General features: G+C 63.7%; 17 protein-coding genes. 7 read left to right on the forward strand and 10 right to left on the reverse strand.

The genetic code is table 11. The annotated features are described in order from the left end of the window. Positions 1-50: 50 nt before the first annotated feature. The 3 genes from chvE (at position 51) to mmsB (ending at position 4,042) form a co-directional block, all read left to right on the forward strand. Positions 51-1,103, forward strand: coding sequence for a multiple monosaccharide ABC transporter substrate-binding protein (gene chvE / locus ACN2XU_RS17525; protein WP_419411756.1), 1,053 nt, complete (start codon positions 51-53; stop codon positions 1,101-1,103). 185 nt (positions 1,104-1,288) lie between these two features. After that, entirely contained in the window at positions 1,289-2,809 is a 1,521-nt protein-coding gene (mmsA, locus tag ACN2XU_RS17530) for a multiple monosaccharide ABC transporter ATP-binding protein (RefSeq protein WP_419411757.1), read from the forward strand. A 12-nt stretch (positions 2,810-2,821) separates the two neighbouring features. Next, positions 2,822-4,042 (forward strand): multiple monosaccharide ABC transporter permease, encoded by a 1,221-nt coding sequence (mmsB, locus tag ACN2XU_RS17535; RefSeq protein ID WP_419411758.1) that lies wholly within the window; start codon positions 2,822-2,824, stop codon positions 4,040-4,042. A 105-nt stretch (positions 4,043-4,147) separates the two neighbouring features. On the opposite strand, the gene ACN2XU_RS17540 is transcribed toward mmsB, so the two are convergent. The 8 genes from ACN2XU_RS17540 to pedF form a co-directional block, all read right to left on the reverse strand. Next, positions 4,148-5,491, reverse strand: a complete 1,344-nt coding sequence (locus ACN2XU_RS17540) for an NAD(P)H-dependent oxidoreductase (protein WP_419411759.1) — start codon at positions 5,489-5,491, stop codon at positions 4,148-4,150. Positions 5,492-5,592: 101 nt separating this feature from the next. Next, a complete protein-coding gene (locus ACN2XU_RS17545; protein WP_419411760.1) occupies positions 5,593-6,825 on the reverse strand; it encodes an acyl-CoA dehydrogenase in 1,233 nt (410 codons plus the stop codon). Between the two features lie 135 nt (positions 6,826-6,960). Next, positions 6,961-7,752 (reverse strand): FAD binding domain-containing protein, encoded by a 792-nt coding sequence (locus tag ACN2XU_RS17550; RefSeq protein WP_419411761.1) that lies wholly within the window; start codon positions 7,750-7,752, stop codon positions 6,961-6,963. A 104-nt stretch (positions 7,753-7,856) separates the two neighbouring features. Then, positions 7,857-10,217, reverse strand: coding sequence for a xanthine dehydrogenase family protein molybdopterin-binding subunit (locus ACN2XU_RS17555; protein WP_419411762.1), 2,361 nt, complete (start codon positions 10,215-10,217; stop codon positions 7,857-7,859). Positions 10,218-10,311: 94 nt separating this feature from the next. Next, positions 10,312-10,797, reverse strand: coding sequence for a (2Fe-2S)-binding protein (locus ACN2XU_RS17560; protein WP_419411763.1), 486 nt, complete (start codon positions 10,795-10,797; stop codon positions 10,312-10,314). Positions 10,798-10,859: 62 nt separating this feature from the next. Then, positions 10,860-11,381, reverse strand: coding sequence for an SRPBCC family protein (locus ACN2XU_RS17565; RefSeq protein WP_419411764.1), 522 nt, complete (start codon positions 11,379-11,381; stop codon positions 10,860-10,862). 87 nt (positions 11,382-11,468) lie between these two features. Continuing rightward, positions 11,469-12,377, reverse strand: a complete 909-nt coding sequence (locus tag ACN2XU_RS17570) for a transporter substrate-binding domain-containing protein (RefSeq protein WP_419411765.1) — start codon at positions 12,375-12,377, stop codon at positions 11,469-11,471. 77 nt (positions 12,378-12,454) lie between these two features. After that, entirely contained in the window at positions 12,455-13,147 is a 693-nt protein-coding gene (gene pedF, locus ACN2XU_RS17575) for a cytochrome c-550 PedF (RefSeq protein ID WP_419411766.1), read from the reverse strand. A 165-nt stretch (positions 13,148-13,312) separates the two neighbouring features. Here pedF and ACN2XU_RS17580 point away from each other — a divergent pair, with 165 nt between their 5' ends. The 4 genes from ACN2XU_RS17580 to ACN2XU_RS17595 all read left to right on the forward strand — a co-directional run bounded on the left by ACN2XU_RS17580 (position 13,313) and on the right by ACN2XU_RS17595 (position 17,083). After that, on the forward strand, positions 13,313-14,476 hold the full coding sequence (locus ACN2XU_RS17580; protein ID WP_419411767.1) for an ABC transporter substrate-binding protein: 1,164 nt from the start codon (positions 13,313-13,315) through the stop codon (positions 14,474-14,476). 33 nt (positions 14,477-14,509) lie between these two features. Beyond that, a complete protein-coding gene (locus ACN2XU_RS17585; RefSeq protein ID WP_419411768.1) occupies positions 14,510-15,478 on the forward strand; it encodes a YVTN family beta-propeller repeat protein in 969 nt (322 codons plus the stop codon). 100 nt (positions 15,479-15,578) lie between these two features. After that, the gene (locus tag ACN2XU_RS17590; RefSeq protein ID WP_419411769.1) at positions 15,579-16,295 is read left to right on the forward strand and encodes an ABC transporter ATP-binding protein; all 717 of its coding nucleotides are present in this window, start codon (positions 15,579-15,581) and stop codon (positions 16,293-16,295) included. Next, positions 16,292-17,083: an ABC transporter permease gene (locus tag ACN2XU_RS17595; RefSeq protein WP_419411770.1), complete on the forward strand. Its 792-nt coding sequence runs from the start codon at positions 16,292-16,294 to the stop codon at positions 17,081-17,083. The genes ACN2XU_RS17590 and ACN2XU_RS17595 overlap by 4 nt, the downstream gene beginning before the upstream one ends. A gap of 35 nt (positions 17,084-17,118) precedes the next feature. Here ACN2XU_RS17595 and ACN2XU_RS17600 read toward each other — a convergent pair whose 3' ends face one another. Both ACN2XU_RS17600 and ACN2XU_RS17605 read right to left on the reverse strand, forming a co-directional pair. Next, positions 17,119-17,754 (reverse strand): ABC transporter ATP-binding protein, encoded by a 636-nt coding sequence (locus ACN2XU_RS17600; protein ID WP_419411845.1) that lies wholly within the window; start codon positions 17,752-17,754, stop codon positions 17,119-17,121. Next, positions 17,754-18,728 (reverse strand): ABC transporter substrate-binding protein, encoded by a 975-nt coding sequence (locus ACN2XU_RS17605; protein WP_419411771.1) that lies wholly within the window; start codon positions 18,726-18,728, stop codon positions 17,754-17,756. Before ACN2XU_RS17605 ends, ACN2XU_RS17600 begins: the two co-directional genes overlap by 1 nt. Between the last annotated feature and the right edge of the window lie 7 nt (positions 18,729-18,735).

The following is an 18,735-nucleotide window of genomic DNA, read 5'->3' on the forward strand; positions in this document are numbered from 1 at the left end:
AACACCATGGTGCAGCGGTCGGGAGCCCTGCGCCCTCCGGGAGGTAAATAATGAAACTCAAGACACTTCTGACCGCGGCCACCGCGGCCATCGCATTCGCATCCGCATCCTTTGCCGAAGGCAACGTGGGCATCGCCATGCCGACGAAATCCTCGGCCCGCTGGATCGCCGATGGCGACAACATGGTGAAAGAACTGGGAAAAGCCGGCTATGAAGCCGATCTTCAGTATGCCGAAGACGACATTCCGAACCAGCTCGCGCAGATCGAGAACATGATCACCAAGGGCGTCGACGTGCTCGTGATCGCCGCCATCGACGGCACCACGCTGTCGAACGCGCTGGAGAACGCAGCGGCCTCCGGCATTTACGTCATCGCCTATGACCGCCTGATCCGCGACAGCGGAAACGTCGACTACTACGCGACGTTCGACAACTTCAAGGTCGGCGTGCAGCAGGCGTCCAGCCTCGTCAGCGGTCTCAAGGAGCGTTTCGGCGAAGGCCCCTACAACGTTGAACTGTTCGGCGGCTCGCCCGACGACAACAACGCCTATTTCTTCTACAACGGCGCCATGTCCGTGCTCCAGCCGCTGATCGACGATGGCTCCATCAACATCGTGTCCGGCCAGATGGGCATGGATACGGTCGGCACCCTGCGTTGGGACGGTGCCGTGGCACAGGCCCGCATGGATAACCTGCTCTCCGCTCACTACACTGATCGGCGCGTGCATGGCGTTCTGTCGCCCTATGACGGCCTGTCTATCGGTATCCTGTCTTCGCTCAAGGGCGTTGGCTATGGCTCCGGCGATATGCCGATGCCCATCGTCTCCGGTCAGGACGCGGAAGTGCAGTCGGTCAAATCCATCCTCGCAGGCGAGCAGTACTCGACCGTCTTCAAGGACACCCGCGAACTGGCACGCGTGACCGTTGGCATGGTCGATGCCCTTCTGGCTGGCGGCGAGCCGGAAATCAACGACACGACCACCTACGACAATGGCGTCAAGGTTGTTCCCTCCTACCTGCTTGAGCCGGTTTCGGTCGATGCAAGCAACTGGGAAGAGATCCTGATCGGCTCCGGCTACTACACCGAAGACCAGATCAAGTAAGCCTTACCGCTTTCACTCCCTGCGTTTGACGGACTGCCGGAGAACACGCATCACGAAAGTCGCGGGAAAGCGACCGCTGGCCAGCGCTTTTGTGATCCCGGTCGTCCGCAAACGCATCCCAATGCCTGCCCCCTGCCCGCTCGTGCGGGATCGGGGCAGGCTCCTTTGCAAGTCAGGGGGCAAGCGTGACACCGCTTCTCGAAATGCGCGCCATCACCAAGACCTTTCCGGGCGTCAAAGCGCTCGATCAGGTCAATCTGCAGGTGATGGACGGCGAAATCCACGCCATCTGCGGCGAAAACGGCGCCGGGAAATCCACGCTGATGAAGGTGCTTTCGGGCGTCTATCCGGCGGGCGATTACGACGGCGAAATCCATTATTCGGGCGAATTGGCCCAATTCCGCGACATCACCGACAGCGAAGAGCGCGGCATCATCATCATTCACCAGGAACTGGCCCTTGTGCCGCTCCTGTCGATCGCGGAAAATCTTTTCCTCGGCAACGAACGCGCCAAGTCCGGCGTGATCGACTGGCGTGACACCTTCCGCCGCACCGAAGAGCTGTTGAAGAAGGTCGGCCTCAGGGAGGCCCCGGCCACCCGGATCGAACAGCTCGGCGTCGGCAAGCAACAGCTTGTGGAGATCGCCAAGGCGCTGTCCAAGGAAGTCCGCCTGCTCATCCTCGATGAGCCGACCGCCGCCCTGTCCGAGAGCGACAGCCAGGCCCTTCTGGATCTGATGCTGGAGCTCAAACAGCAGGGCGTCACCCAGATCATCATCAGCCACAAGCTTAACGAGGTGCGCCGCGTCGCCGACACCGTGACCGTCATCCGCGACGGCACGTCCGTCAGCACCATGACGGCGGCCGCGGGCGATATCACCGAGGACCGCATCGTGCGCGACATGGTGGGCCGCGACATGTCGGACCGCTATCCCGCGCGCCCGCGCAATCCCGGCGATGTGCTGATGGAGGTCCGGGACTGGAACGTCTGGCACCCCGATCACGCCGAAAGGCAGGTCATCACCGATGTCAATTTCACCGTCCGCAAGGGCGAGGTTGTCGGCATTGCGGGGCTTATGGGTGCGGGCCGCACCGAGCTGGCCATGTCGATCTTCGGACGCAGCTACGGGCGCAACATCTCCGGCTCCGTCACGCTCCGCGGGCAGCCTGCGGATGTCTCCGAAATCGACCGCGCCATCAAAGCGGGCCTCGCCTATGTCACCGAGGACCGCAAATCGCTCGGCCTGGTGCTGGATGAAGACATCCAGACAAACATCACGCTGGCCAACCTGCCCGGCGTGTCCTCGGCAGGTGTCATCAACGAGCGTGAGGAAACCACCGTCGCGGAAAAATATCGCAAGGCGATGAACATCCGCACACCTTCGGTGTTTCAGAAGGTCATCAACCTGTCCGGCGGCAACCAGCAAAAGGTGGTCCTGTCGAAATGGCTCTTTGCCGGGCCGGAGGTGCTGATCCTCGACGAGCCGACACGCGGCATCGACGTTGGCGCCAAATTCGAAATCTACAACATCATCAACGATCTGGCCGCACAGGAAAAAGGGGTCGTGATGATCTCTTCGGAAATGCCCGAACTCTTGGGCATGTGCGACCGGATTTATGTCATGAACGAAGGCGAACTTGTCGGCGAACTCACTGCCGACGAGGCCAGCCAGGAGCGCATCATGTCGCTCATTGTCACAGATTAAGGAGGGGCCGGGATGGACCAACAGACAGGCACCGCACAGGCCCGCGGTATGGGCTACTACTTCAAACACCACCTGCGGGAATACGGCCTTCTGATCGCTCTCATCGCGATCATGCTGTTTTTCCAGGTGGTCACGGACGGCACGCTGCTCAAGCCCGTGAACATCACCAACCTGTTCTTGCAGAACAGTTATATCATCATCATGGCGCTTGGCATGCTGGTGGTCATCGTCTCCGGCAATATCGACCTGTCCGTCGGGTCCGTGATGGGCTTCATCGGCGCCTTTGCCGCCGTTCTGATCGTCGATATGGAACAACCGGTCTGGCTCGCCATCATCGCATCGCTGATCATGGGGACGCTGATCGGCGCGGCACAGGGCTACTTTGTCGCCTATTGGAAGATCCCGTCGTTCATCGTCACCCTGGCTGGGATGCTGGTCTTCCGTGGCGCCTCGCTCTGGCTGCTCGAAGGCCAGTCGCTCGGCCCCTTCCCCCGCGACTTCCAGAGCCTGTCCACCGGGTTCGTCGGCGACATCTTCCCTGCCGCCATGACATCGCCACTGGCCGGGATCGCGGGCACCCGCAACTTCAACGGCCTCGCCATGGCGCTTGGTCTGATCGCTGTTGCGGTGATCGTGTACATCGGCCTGCGCGACCGGGCACGAAACAAGCAATACGGCATCGAGGGTGAGCCGCGCGCCTTCTTCGTGGCCCGCAACGTGGTGGTCGGCATCGCGCTGCTCTTCGTCACCTTCAAGCTGGCCACCTTCCGCGGCCTGCCGAACGTGCTGATTTCGATGGCCGTGCTGACCATCATCTATGCCTTTCTGACCGCCAACACGACCATCGGCCGCCGCATCTACGCCCTTGGCGGCAACGAAAAGGCCGCCAAATTGTCCGGCATCAAGACCGAACGGCTGACCTTTCTGGCGTTTGCGAACATGGGGCTCCTGGCTGCGCTTGCCGGGCTGATCTTTGCCGCGCGCCTCAACACCGCGACGCCCAAAGCCGGTTTCGCGGTCGAGCTTGACGTGATCGCGGCGGTGTTCATCGGCGGCGCGTCCATGTCCGGCGGATCTGGCAAGGTCGTCGGCGCGGTCGTTGGCGCGTTTATCATGGGGGTGATGAACAACGGCATGTCGATCGTCGGCATCGGCATCGACTATCAGCAGATGATCAAGGGCCTGGTGCTTCTGGCCGCCGTCTTCTTCGACGTCTACAACCGCTCGAAGTAAGGGCTGCAACCCTCTGAAACGCCAAGGCCCCGGAGCGATCCGGGGCCTTTTTGCGTCCTGCCTCGCAGCCCCGGACCTGATCCCGGGCCACGCTCTGGAGCGCGCTCAGCGCGGCCCCATCTCCGCCACCTGCCGCTTGCGCAGGTCGACCACGTCGAGGTCGTCGGTAAACGTCACATCCGACATCCGCACAACAGTATCGCGCGGCACGTCCCGGATCAGTTTCACATGATGCGCCAGCCCCATGGGCAGCGCGTCCACCGCCACCGATTGCGCCGCCGGGATCGCCTTGGCCCAGGTGGCAAAGCCGCCCTCCCCGTCCAGGTAGCTGCCCGCCGTCAGATCGCTCTTTGCCGTCGCCACCGCATCGCCCCGGAACTCTCTCGACGATCCTGTCGGCTCGCCGCGCAGCACGGCCGACAGCACGGACACAGAGGTCTCAAGGCCGATCAAATGGAAGGGCCGCCACATCGAGCCATACCAGCCGCTGTCATCGGTCAGCAGGCCGTATTGCTCGAAACAGCCGCGCGTGTACTCATCCGGCGCGCGGAAGGTCACGAACATGCCGTACTGGATGTTGTTGAAAACCTTGCGCCCGTCCGGCTCCACACTTGCGGCGATATCCACCAACCCGCTCTTGGGCAGACGCCCGCCCTCGGACGCCGGTTTGAACACACCGGCAAGGTCGTGCAGCCCCGTGGGATAGAACGCCAGACCGTCATCGGGACAATCAAGGCCCGTACCATTGGCCACCGCTGCCATCTCGATGGCCGCCTTCGTGCCATCGGTGAAACTGTTGTACATCTTGGGGTTGAAGTCGCCCTTGGCGACAAACTCCTCGGACCAGCCGAAATAGCCCCAGACCGTATCCGGCGTGCTGTAACGGAATTCAGGGCGGAAATTCATGCCCTTACCGGCGGATGTTAATTCAAAGCCGCAAGAGCGGCACCAATCCACCAACTCGCAGATGAAGGCCGGTTGATCGCCATAGGCCATGGAATAGACAAGGCCCTTTTCCCGGGCCATCCGCCCCAGGATGGGCCCGACCATGACATCCGCCTCGACATTGACCATGACGATGTGCTTGTTGCCTTCGATCGCCATCAGCGCGTGCCGTGTCCCGGCCAGCGGATGCCCCGTCGCCTCGATGATGCACTCGATCCCGTCGAAGGCACACAGATCGGCGGCGCTGTCGGTGACAAAGGTCTTGCCCGTGTCCATCGCGTCGCCAAGCGACGTTGCCGAATACTCATCCTCTTCCCAGCCGGTCCGCTTCAGCGAGCCGCGCACCTTGCCAACGTCCAGATCCGCAACGCCCACAACATGATAGCCCGCGATCTTGCGCGCCTGCGCCAGCACCATGGAGCCGAACTTTCCCGCCCCGATCAGACCAACGCGAACGGGTTTCCCCGCCGCTGCGCGTTCGGCCAGCATCGCATGCAAATTCATTGAATCTCTCCTCCAGATCTCTGCGCAACTACACCCCCGCGCAGCAAAAAGGGCAAGGTCCGCACCCTGCCCTTTTGCTTAACCTAACCCAAAGCCTGGCTTCAGAAAAATGCCTGCAATCCCGTCTGCGCCCGGCCAAGGATCAGCGCATGCACATCATGAGTGCCCTCATAGGTGTTCACGGTCTCAAGGTTCACCATGTGCCGGATGACCTGGAATTCGCCGGAAATCCCGTTGCCGCCGTGCATGTCCCGCGCCATCCGCGCGATATCCAGCGCCTTGCCACAGTTGTTGCGTTTGAGAATGCTGATCATCTCCGGCGCGGCCTGTGCCTCGTCCATCAAACGTCCCACCCGCAGGCAGCCCTGAAGCCCGAGGCTGATCTCGGTCTGCATATCGGCCAGTTTCTTCTGGAACAACTGTGTCTGGGCGATCGGCCTGCCGAATTGCACCCGGTCGAGGCCATATTGCCGCGCCGCATGCCAGCAGAACTCCGCCGCGCCAAGCACGCCCCAGCTGATGCCATAGCGCGCGCGGTTGAGACAGCCAAACGGCCCTTTCAGCCCCTCGACATGCGGCAAGAGCGCCTCCTCGCCCACTTCGACGCCATCCATGACAATCTCGCCGGTGACGCTCGCGCGCAGGCTCAGCTTCTTGCCGATCTTCGGCGCGGACAGACCCTTTGCGCCCTTCTCAAGAACGAATCCCCGGATCTTGCCGCCATGCGCTTCGGACTTGGCCCAGACCACGAAGACGTCGGCAATCGGCGCGTTGGAAATCCACATCTTCGCGCCATTGAGCACATAGCCGCCGTCCGTCTTCCTGGCCGTGGTCTTCATGCCGCCGGGATCGCTGCCCGCGTCCGGCTCCGTCAGGCCGAAACAGCCGATCCACGCGCCGCTGGCCAGCTTCGGCAGATATTTCTGACGCTGCGCCTCGGAGCCATAGGCATAGATCGGATACATCACGAGGCTCGATTGCACACTCATCATCGAGCGATAGCCGGAATCGACCCGCTCGACCTCCCGCGCCACGAGGCCGTAGGACACATAAGACGCGCCAATGCCGCCATATTCCTCCGGAACCGTCACCCCAAGCAGGCCCATGCCGCCCATCTCGGCAAAGATCTCCGGATCGACGGTCTCTTCCTCGAAAGCCTGGATCACCCGTGGCGCGAGCTTTTCCTGCGCGAAGGCGCGCGCGCCCTCGGACAGCATCCGCTCTTCCTCGCTCAGCTGGTCATTGAGGCGGAAGGCATCCTCCCAATCGAACCGCCCAAGTTCAGGCGCGTCCTTGGGTTTCAGTTTCGGGGCATTGGGGCTTTGATCGTTCATGGCATCCTCCAGATTATTGACGCGCAGCATACCGCTCCGCGTCCCGAGACACAGCCCCACAGCGCCCCCCACACATAAAAAAGCCCCGGTCCCGCAATCGCGCGGAACCGGGGCTGGTCTTCGAACCCGAAAGGCTCAGCCGTTGGCGGCCGTCACCGCCCGTTTGGTGATCACACCGACGAGGTGCGCGCGATAGGCGGCAGAGCCGTGCAGGTCGCTGATCATGTCATCGGCCGGTGCCGTCAGACCGTCCAGCGCCTCGGCGGAGAAATTGCCGCTCAGCGCCGCTTCGGCCTCTGTCCAGCGGAACACACCGTTGTTGCTCGCCCCGGTCACCGCCACGCGCACGTCGTCGCCGGTCTTGGTCACAAAGACCCCAACCAGAGAGAAGCGCGACGCAGGCTGCTCGAACTTCACATAAGCGGCCTTTTCCGGCACCGGAAAGCTGACGGAGGTGACAATTTCGCCCTCTTCCAGCGCGGTGGTGAACATTCCCTGGAAGTAGTCATCCGCCGCGATATCGCGGGAGTTGGTGGTGATCGTCGCGCCCGAGCCAAGCGCCGCCGCCGGATAGCAGGCGGAGGGGTCATTGTTGGCAAGGCTGCCACCGATGGTGCCCCGGTTGCGCACCGCCGGATCGCCGATATTGCCCGCCAGCGCCGCCAGCGCCGGAAACTGGGCCCCGGCTTCTGCCGCCACAACCGCATGCGTCGTCGCGCCGCCGATGACGACAGAGCCGCCCCGGTGGCTCACGCCCTTCAGATCATCAATCGCCGTCAGACTGACCAGCTTGGACGGCATCGCCAGACGCTGCTTCAGCGTCGGGATCAGGGTCTGACCACCGCTCAGCGCCTGCGCGTCTTCATCGCCAAGCGCCGCGAGGGCCTCATCAAGGCTCTTGGGGCGCACTACGTCAAATGCATACATTCTTCATCCTCCCGGACCACGTCGCGGGGCGCGCGCCCCTGCTTCGTTCTGGTCCAACATACTTCGGGGGTCCGGGGGCCGCGCCCCCGGACGTCTCTTCAGTCTCAGCCGTTGATCGCCGACCAGACACGCGACGGGCTCAGCGGCATGTCGATATGCGCCACATCATGACCGCCCGCGTTCAGCGCGTCCAGCACCGCGTTCACCAGCGCCGGCGGAGAGCCGATGGCCCCGGCCTCGCCGCAGCCCTTCACACCCAGCGGGTTGTGCGTACAGGGCGTCGCGTTGGAGTGATCGACCTTGTAGAACGGCACGTCATCGGCGCGCGGCATGGCGTAATCCATGTAGGACGCGCTCACCAACTGGCCGTTCTCGTCATAGGCACAGTTCTCAAGCAGCGCCTGACCGATGCCCTGCGCCAGACCGCCGTGCACCTGGCCTTCGACGATCATCGGGTTGACCACGTTGCCGAAGTCATCCGCTGCCGCGAATTCCAGAACGGTCACCTTGCCGGTTTCCGGATCAACCTCGACCTCGCAGGCATAGGCGCCCGACGGGTAGGTGAAGTTGGCCGGATCGTAGAAGGCCGTCTCTTCAAGGCCCGGCTCGATGTCTTCGAGCGGGTAGTTGTGCGGCACATAGGCGGCAAGGGTCACATCACCCCAGGCCACGGATTTGTCCGTACCGGCAACCGAGAACTGCCCGTCCTTCAGCTCGATGTCGGCATCCGACGCCTCGAGCAGGTGGGCGGCAATCTTCTTGGCCTTGTTGATGATCTTCTCGGTCGCACGCACCATGGCAGAGCCACAAACCGCCAGCGAGCGCGAGCCATAGGTGCCCATCCCGAAGGGGATCTTCGACGTGTCGCCGTGCACGATGTCGATCATGCTCTCGTCGATGCCTAGCATCTCGGCGACAACCTGCGGGAAGACCGTTTCGTGCCCCTGACCGTGGGAATGCGCCCCGACCATGACGGAGATGGAGCCGGTCGCATTGACCCGCACGGTGGCGGCGTCATACAGACCGGCGCGCGCGCCAAGCTGCCCCACGAGGTTCGACGGCGCGATGCCGCAGGCCTCGATGTAGCAGTTGATGCCAAGCCCGCGCAGCTTGCCGTTCTTGGCACTCTCGGCGCGGCGCGCCTCGAACCCTTCGCGGTCGATCATCTTCTCCAGCGTGTCCATGGTCGCATGGTAATCGCCGGTGTCGTACTCCACAGCCACGGGCGTGGCATAAGGGAACTCGGTGATGAAGTTCTGCCGGCGCAGCGCGATCGGATCGGCACCCAGCTCGCGCGCCGCCTTGTCCACGAGACGCTCCAGCTGATAGGTCGCCTCGGGGCGGCCCGCGCCGCGATAGGCATCCACCGGAACGGTGTTGGTAAAGACCGCCTTGACGTTCACCTGAACCGCCGGGGTCTTGTAGTTGCCGGCCATCAGCGTGCCATGCAGCCAGGTCGGCACCGACGACGAGAAGGTCGACAGATAGGCGCCCATGTTGGCGTAGGTGTCGGTGCGCAGCGCGGTAAAGTTGTTGTCCGCATCCAGCGCCAGCTCGATCTTGGTCACGTGGTCGCGGCCATGGGCGTCGGACATGAAGGCCTCGGAGCGGGTCGATGTCCACTTCACCGGACGGTTGATCTGCCGCGAGGCAAAGGTCACGAAGGCTTCCTCGGCATAGTGGAAGATCTTCGTGCCAAAGCCGCCGCCGACATCCGGGGCCACCACCCGCAGCTTGTGCTCCGGAATGCCCAGCACGAAGGCCCCCATCAACAGGCGGATCACATGCGGGTTCTGCGAGGTGGTGTAGAGCGTGCTCTCGTCATTGGCGCGGGCATAGTCGCCCACGGCCACGCGCGGCTCCATCGGGTTGGCAACCAGGCGGTTGTTGATCAGCTCAAGCGTGGTGACATGCGCCGCCTCGGCAAAGGCCTTGTCGACGGTCTCGGTGTCGGTGCCGAACTGCCAGTCATAACACAGGTTGTCCGACAGATCGTCGTGCACCTTGGTGGCGCCCGGCTCCAGCGCGGCCTTCATGTTGACCACGGCGGGCAGCTCGGTAAGGTCCACCTCGATGGCCTCGGCGGCATTGCGCGCCTCTTCCAGGCTCTCGGCGACAACGGCGGCGATGGGATCCCCCACATGGCGCACCTTGCCCTGCGCCAGCACCGGGTGCGGCGGCTCCTTCATCACCTCGCCGTGCTTGTCGGTCACCTGCCAGCCGCAGGGCAGACCGCCAATGCCTTCGAAATCCGCACCGGTGAAGATGCGCACCACGCCGGGCATGCCCTCTGCGGCGCTGGTGTCGATGCTGTTGATCGTGCCATGCGCCATGTCGGAGCGCAGGAAGTGTACATACGTCTGTCCGTACACGCTGATGTCGTCGGTGTAATTGCCTGCGCCAGTCAGGAAACGGACGTCCTCACGCCGCTTCGGGCTTGCGCCGATGCCATGATCTTTGGGCATGGTGTATTCCTCCCTTGGGGGTTGCGGGGCACAGCCCCGCCCTACTTTCTGTCGGCCGGTCAGGCGGGGCGGCGCCCCGCCCCGTCACGTCCGATTATTCCGCAGCGATGGCTGAAACGTCCTGGCCAGAGGCCGCCATGATCGCCTTGACGATGTTGTGGTAGCCCGTGCAACGGCAGATGTTGCCTTCCAGGTAATCCCGGATTTCCGCTTCGGTCGGCTTGGGATTGTCCTTGAGCAGGGCCGTCGCGGTCATCACCATGCCGGGGGTGCAAAAGCCGCACTGCAGGCCGTGGTGGTCCTGAAACGCCTGCTGAACCGCGCTCAGCGAGCCGTCGGCATTGGCGATGCCCTCGATCGTGGCAACCTCGGCGCCATCGGCCTCGGCGGCGAACATGGTGCAGGACTTCACGTCCTTGCCATCCACATGCACGACACAGGCGCCGCACTGGGAGGTGTCACAGCCAACATGCGTGCCAGTCAGCCGCAGCTCTTCGCGCAGGAATTCGACCAACAGAGTGTTGCCCTTGACCGACTTGGTGACGGACTTTCCATTCACCGTCATTGTTACTTCTGCCATCATTTCCTCCCTGGAATGTGTCTGTTCTCGATATGTGGCGTATCGGGTCTGGCGTGCGGCGGTCAGGAGACCATCCGCTTGAACCAGCCCTTCTTCTTGGCTTCGGTGCCATGGCCCTCTTCGGCCTCGGCCTCGTCGGACGGGCCTTCGACGGCCTCCTGGAAATTGTTGAAGAACTGGTCGGCCATCTTCTTGGCAAAGCCGTCGATGATCCGGCTGCCCAGCTGCGCCAGCTTGCCGCCGACCTTCGCCTCGACATCATAGGTCAGCAGCGTGCCGCCGTTCTCGCCCGGGGCCAGCGTCACAACCGCGCCGCCCTTGGCAAAGCCGGCCGCGCCGCCCTTGCCCTCGCCCGACAGGGTCACCTTGTTCGGCGGGTCCATCTCGGACAACGTCACCTGGCCCTTGAACGTCGCCTTCACGGGGCCGACCTTCTGCACGACCGTGGCCTCGAAGCCCTCTTCGGGGCTGCCGCTCATCTCGGTGCAACCGGGCACGCATTCCTTCAGAACTTCGGGATTCAGAATGGCAGCAAAGACCACGTCCTGTGGGGCGTTGATCTGGCGGGAATCGCTCATCTGCATTTGGGTGTTCCTTTTCTTCGTGGCCAGCCTAGGCAGGATTGCCGCGTCTGGCATATTAGACCAATGGCTTAGACCCGGGCCGTCATCTCACCATTCCGGCGGTTGATGGGTCAAACCGTATTTTTCATAAATTCCGGCGATCCGCCCGTCCGCAAGGGCCGCCGCGATGGCGTCCTCCACCGTGTAGGACAAACCGCGATAGGAGAAATGCACCGCCGTTCCCAGCGGCCATCGGCTCTTGGCCAGACCGGGCAAGGGCGGCTGGTGCACCGCCACGCCATCGCCGCGGAAAAACTCCAGCTGTGCCAAAGGGCCCATGGCGGCCATGGTCTCCCCAGCGTTCAGTGCCTCCATGGCCGCGTCCATCGTCGGATACCGTCGCACACCCGCTGCGGTCTGACCACCGGCAAAGCTCGTCAGGTAGAAATCGGACAGCGAGTCATTTTCCACCGCGACACTGTCGAAGCGAAAATAGGCCGGCACCGGCCCGCCATCGGGATAATCCGAGACGCGATAGGCGATCGCGATCGACTCCTCCTGGTACAGCCCGCCAAACACCACCTGTTCGACCCGGCACCTGAACGTCGAGTCGTAGGGCACCCGCATCATCACGTTCGACACCGCGCCCCCGACAACCGGCCCCTTCCAGATGGCATGCCGCAGGTCCGCTTCGAGGTTCTCCCCCGCCGCGATCAGGCTCACCCGCAAATCCACGCCCATGTCCTCGGCAATCAGCTGCGCAATGTCCACGTCGATGCCGCGCGGCTGGCCGGCCTCTTCCCAACTGTAGGGCGGGTAATCTTCATAGACCGCAACCGTGAGATAGCCGCGCTCGACGATCTGATCGAAATCCTGCCCGACGATATCCCGGCCTGCATTCTGCGGCTTGGCCTGCGGGACATAGTCGGCGCAGGGATCGTTCGCCAAGACCGGACCGGCAAGCCCGGCCAGCAGACAAAGCACGGCGATCCCCGCCACAATCCCCTGTTTGCGCATGGTCTGCCTCCCCGCAGTCCCTGGTCCGTCTGTCCGTCTGACCGACTGGATGCCGGATCACGTCCAGCCCTCGCCTATCAGTGTGCCGCCGACAGCCCGATGGTCAAGGCCTCGGTTGCATGGCGGAAGCCTTCGGGCGTGCCATCGATCAACCGCGCCGCACGCCGTGCCGCGCTGTCCGCAACCGGCGCGCCCGAAAGCGTCTCGATGCCGCCCGCAATCTCGCTCAGCCGCGCCTTGAGCGCATCGCTGTCCGCGCCCGAGGGATCTTCGGACAGCACCGCAAGCTGATCGCGGATTCCCTTGAGCTCGTCCGAGACCTCATCCATGGAGGCGTCGTCCGGGCGCGTCTCGATATACGTCCGGATCGCCCAGGCCGCATCCTGTCCAAGCAATTCGCCAAAGGCCGGCATCTTGGTCACGCCGTTCTGCGTATAGCCGGTGCGAATCCGCTCCACGAACCATTCATCGCCATACTCCTCCGCTTCGAGAAACCGCAGGTCCGGTGCCAGACCGCCGGAAATCACCTCCAGCCCATGGCACCGCGCACAGTTCTGATTGTAACCCGACGCGCCGATCTCCACCGCTTTTTGCCAGACGTCCTCCCCCGCCGCCGCGGCCCGGTACGGATTCTCCGTCAGCCATTCGTCCCCGGTCTCCGGCAGACCCGCCGTGTCCACGGCCTGCGGCGCCACATCGCCATGCGCAAGCGCCATGACGGGGGTCAGGATCAGGCCTGCAAGGGCCGCTCTCAGGGTCAGTCTGCGCATCGTATCCTCCTCCGGATGTCTCCGTTCGCGTTGCCCTTTGGTGTAGGCGATGGCCACGCAGGGCTCTATTGGACTTTCGTGGCGCGACGGCCCCGGCCCTGTGACACCTTGGTCGTATTGTTCGCCCCGGCCTGGCCAATAAGGTCATCCCCGGGAGGATTTTTCATGCTCAAGGCACTCGCCCTGTCGGCGCTCTGCGGATGTGTCTGCGCCGCGCCCGCGATCGCGGCCGATATCACGGTGCATTACCTGCGACGTGAAACCGTGATGCCGCCGACCCTGTCGAACCTCGATCCGGTCCCCGCCGATCTCGGCTTGCGCGGCGCGCAACTGGCGCTTGAGGACAACCGCACCACCGGGCGTTTCCTCGGTCAGACATGGACCCTCGACACCACCAGCGTCGCCCCGGAGGCGGACCTGACCGCCGCCGCGCAAGAGGCGCTGGGCGATGCCGATCTTCTGCTGATCGACGCCCCCGCCGCCGATCTGCTGGCCGCCGCCGATCTGCCGGAGGCGGCGCAGGCTCTGATCTTCAATGTCTCCGCCCCCGATCCGGCCCTGCGCAGCGGGGACTGCCGCGCCAATGTGCTCCACACCGCCGCCTCGCGCGCGATGCTTTCGGATGCGCTGATGCAGTTCTTCGTGGCGCGCCGCTGGACCGATGTCGCCGTGATCGTCGGTGAAGGCCCCGGCGACAGCGAACAGGCCGAGGCGCTGGACCGCTCCGCCACCAAGTTCGGCCTGCGCCTCGGCGCGCGCAAGACGTGGGCCTTCGATGCCGACATGCGCCGCAGCGCCGGCGCCGAGGTGCCGCTCTTTACCCAGGATCTGGGCGATTACGACGTGCTGCTGATCGCCGATGCGCGCAACGATTTCGCCCGCTACATTCCCTACAACACATGGCTGCCGCGCCCCACCGCCGGGGCCGAGGGCCTCACCGCCAAGGCATGGGACAGCGTCGTCGAGCAATTCGGCGCGGCCCAGCTCCAGGCCCGCTTTGCAGAGCTGACCGGGCGCGACATGCGCTCGGACGATTACGCCGCCTGGGCTGCCCTGCGCGCCATCGGCGAGGCCGTCACACGGACCGGGGCCGCAGACGCCGCCACGCTGCGCGCCTACATGCTCGGTCCGGAATTCGAGCTTGGCGGCTTCAAGGGCGCGCCGCTGACCTTCCGCACCTGGAACGGCCAGATGCGGCAGCCGATCCCCCTCACCCATCGCGGCGCTCTGGTCGCGCAGGCGCCGCTCGATGGCTTCCTGCATCAGCGCAACCCGCTCGACAGCCTCGGCCTCGACGCGCCCGAAAGCGCCTGCGCCGCCTTTGACTGACCCCTCGCCACCCGTTACCGCAAGGATCCCTTCATGACCCGCCTGCTTGCCTCCACCGCCATCGCCCTCACCCTCGCCACCGGCGCGATGGCGGATGAAATCTGGGTGACCAATGAAAAGGACAACACCGTCTCGGTCATCGACATCGACACACAGCAGGTCACGCGCACGATTCCCACCGGCGAGCGTCCGCGCGGCATCATCTTCAGCCACGATTATTCCGTCGTTTACATCTGCGCCTCCGACAGCGATTCCGTCCAGGTCATGGATCCGAATACGGGCGAAATCCTGCACGATCTGCCCTCCGGCGAGGACCCGGAACAATTCGCCCTGCATCCTGACAATCGCCACCTCTACATCGCCAATGAAAACGATGCGATCACCACGATCGTCGACACGGAAACGCGCACTGTGGTCGCCCAGATCGACGTCGGCATCGAGCCCGAGGGCATGGCCGTCTCTCCGGATGGCACGATCGCCATCACGACCTCCGAGACCACCAACATGGCGCATTGGATCGACACCGAAACACAGCAGCTTTTTGCAAACACACTGGTCGACAGCCGCCCGCGCCACGCGGAATTCGTCAAGAACGGCAGCGAACTATGGGTCTCGTCCGAGATCGGCGGCACGATCTCGGTCTTCGACGTCGCAACCCAGTCGGAAAAGGCCAAATTCGGCTTCGAACTGCCGAACATTCACCCCGACAGGGTTCAGCCTGTCGGCTTCGAGCTTGGCGCTGAGGATCGCTTTGCCTATGTCGCGCTCGGCCCGTCCAACCACGTTGCCGTGGTCAATGCCGAGACCTTCGAGGTCGAGGATTACATCCTCGTTGGCCGCCGTGTCTGGCACATGGCCTTCAATGCCGACAAATCCCTGCTCTTCACCACCAACGGTGTCTCCGGCGATGTCAGTGTGATCGACGTGGATTCGCGCAAGGCGGTCAAGGCGATCAAGGTCGGTCGCTTCCCGTGGGGCGCCGCCTACCGCCCCACCAAGTGACGAATTTCATGCGCAAAACGTCCTGTAATGCCCTGCTTGCTGCACCAAAGGCCAGACTTGCGCCTCAAACCGCCCGCCACACAGCCCGGCGGCCGCGCCCATGAGCCTGAGCACACAGGATCTGAGCTATGCGTATGGCAGCAAGCAAGCTCTGAAATCGGTCTCCTTCACCGCGCGCCGCGGCCGCTTCACCGCGCTTCTTGGCCCGAATGGGGCTGGAAAATCCACGTTATTCGCCCTGCTCACACGGCTGTTCACCTCCGCGCAGGGCAGCATCCATGTTGCCGGGCATGATCTGAGGCGCAATCCCCGCGCCGCGCTGGCCGAAATGGGCATCGTCTTTCAACAGCAAACCCTCGATCTGGACCTCACGGTCCGCCAGAACCTGAACTATTTCGCCGCGCTGCACGGGTTCTCCGGCAAGGACGCGGCCACCCGCATCGACGCGGCGCTCGACCGGCTGGCCATGCGCGAGCGTGCCGCCGAGAGGGCCCGCTCGCTCAACGGCGGCCATCGCCGCCGCACTGAAATCGCCCGCGCCCTGCTGCACGATCCCAGCGTCCTGCTGCTCGACGAGCCCACCGTCGGCCTTGACGCCGCCGCGCGCGCCGCCATCACGCATCACCTGCATGATCTCGCCTCGGCGGACAATCTGACCGTGCTCTGGGCAACCCACCTCACTGACGAGGTCACCCCGGATGATGATCTGATCGTGCTGCATCAGGGCGCAATCCGCGCAACCGGACGCGCTGCCGATCTGCATGGGCAAACGCCGCTCGCCGACTGGTTCCTCGAACAGACCAAGGGACCGGCATGAGCGCCTACCTGATCGCGTTCCGCGCCATCGTCTCCCGCGAGGCGCTGCGTTTCGTGCATCAGCGTGAACGCTTCCTTGCCGCCCTTGTTCGCCCGCTCGTCTGGCTTTTGGTCTTTGCCGCCGGATTTCGGGCCGCGCTCGGCCTGTCGATCATCCCGCCTTATCAAACCTACATCACCTACGAGACCTACATTGTCCCCGGACTCTGCGGCATGATCCTGCTGTTCAACGGCATGCAAAGCTCCCTCAGCCTTGTCTACGACCGGGAAATGGGCTCAATGCGGCTTCTTCTCACCGCCCCGCTTCCCCGGTGGTTTCTCTTGTTTTCAAAGCTTTGCGGGGCGACCTTCATTGGCGTTCTGCAGTGTTACGCGTTCCTCGCGATCGCTTGGATGTTCGACATCACGCATCCGCCCTTTGGATACCTGAGCGTTCTGCCCGCCCTGCTGATCGCCGGGCTGATGCTTGGGGCGCTTGGCCTTGCGATCTCCAGTTTCATCAAACAGCTGGAGAACTTCGCGGGGGTGATGAACTTCGTGATCTTTCCGATGTTCTTTCTCAGCTCCGCCCTCTATCCCCTTTGGAAGATGGCAGAATCCTCGCCTCTGCTCTACGATATCTGCGCCGTGAACCCGTTCACACACGCGGTCGAACTGATCCGTTTTGCCATGCATATGCAGTGGAACGGCATGGCGCTGCTCTGGACCGGACTGGCCATGGTTGTGTTCATGACCCTGGCGCTCTGGGGCTATGACCCGGCGCGAGGACTGACATCAAAACGTCAATAATTCAGAAGCATACGCACCGAATTTAAGGCATAACATTACCGAAAAGTCGCGGGGCTGCCATCCAGCCGCAGCACCCGGTCCGCCAGGCGCCGCGCCTCGGCCGGGGCGTGGGTGACAAGCAAGGTCGTCACCCGGTGCACGCTGCGAAGCCGTTCGAAAAGACCCATCATCTCATCCGCCAGCGCCTCATCGAGCGATACGAAGGGCTCATCCATCAGCAAAAGCTCCGGCTCGGCGGCGAACGCCCGCGCCAGCGCCATGCGCCGTTGCTGCCCAAGGCTCAGCACGCCGGGAAATACATCGCCGCGCCCGGCAAGCCCGACATCCGCGAGCATGGCATCGGCCCGCGCGGCGTCCGCATCGGTCGTCAGGATGATATTATCCCGCAACGACCGCCACGGCAGCAGCGTCGGCTCCTGAAATACCATGGCCATCCGATCCGGGACGCGCACGTCGCCGGTGTGCCGCGTCTCCAGACCGGCCAGAATGCGGATCAGCGTGGTTTTTCCCGCCCCCGACGGGCCGGTCAAAGCCAGCGTTTCTCCCTGCCGGAGGGCAAGAGACACCGGTCCCAGCACATCGTGCCCGCCGAGGCGCAGGCCCGGCAGCTCAAGACGGGCGATGGTGTCGCCCGCCGGAGTTTCAGCATCATGAACCAGCGTCAGGCCCATCACGATCCGGGCTGCACGAACAACCCTTCGGGCAGCTCCGTCGCGGTCCCGACAAGGTCCGCGCCGCCCAGTTCCGCCATCAGCTTCAGCATCTTGGCCGCTGCCGCCTCATCCACCGGGCCCGCCGCCGGAATACCCTCGCGGAACCCGGCCTTGAGGTTTTCGAATTGTGCGTCGGTTTGCGCGTTCATCCGCGGCCGCAGCCGTGTCCATTCCTCCTCGGAAGACATCAGCAGGTCCTTGGCATCCCGCGACGCTGCCGCCAGCCCCTCGACCAATTCCGGGTTCTCGCGCAGCAGCGCGCCCCTGACCACATAGCCAAGCAATGGCGTCTGCGGATCAAGCCCGAGCGCCGTGGCCGCCTCGTCCACCGTCACCAGCGGACGCATGCCCGCCGCTTCCATCTTGGCCAGGAAATGCCAGAAGTTGATCGCCCCCGCCAATTCGCCGTTCAACGCGGTCTTGAAGATCAGCGGCGGCGCGCCAAAGACCTGTTCGGTCTCGGTCTTCAGATCCATGCCGAATTCCTGCTCCGCATAGGCCTGAAGGATCAGCCAGCTTTTGTCGAGCGGCCCGCCCGCGATGCCGATTTTCTGTCCCTTGAGATCCGCAAGGCTCTGCGCCGTGCTGCCCTCCGGCACCATGACCGACCCAACCGCGCGGCTGTAGGGGATGAAGACAAAGTCCTTGCCAGCCGCCCGCTGCCGCGCGACCCAGAGCCAGTCGGAGACGATCACATCGGCCTTGCCACCCTGAAACGCCACCTGCGCCGCAGAGCTGCCCGCAACGCCTTGCACCACGAGCTCAAAGCCATGCGCCTGGTCGAAGTCATTGTGCTGGATGCTGTCCAACTCCCAGTTGACCGTGCCATATTGCAAGACGGCGGCCTTGAGCACCGGCATGTCCGCGAAGGCCGCGCCTGCGGTCAGCGCCAGCGCGGTTGCAGCGCTCCCCAGCATTCTCATGAAGCTCATGGTTTTC

This window comes from Pacificoceanicola niger (assembly GCF_048553275.1).
Classification (GTDB): domain Bacteria; phylum Pseudomonadota; class Alphaproteobacteria; order Rhodobacterales; family Rhodobacteraceae; genus Pacificoceanicola.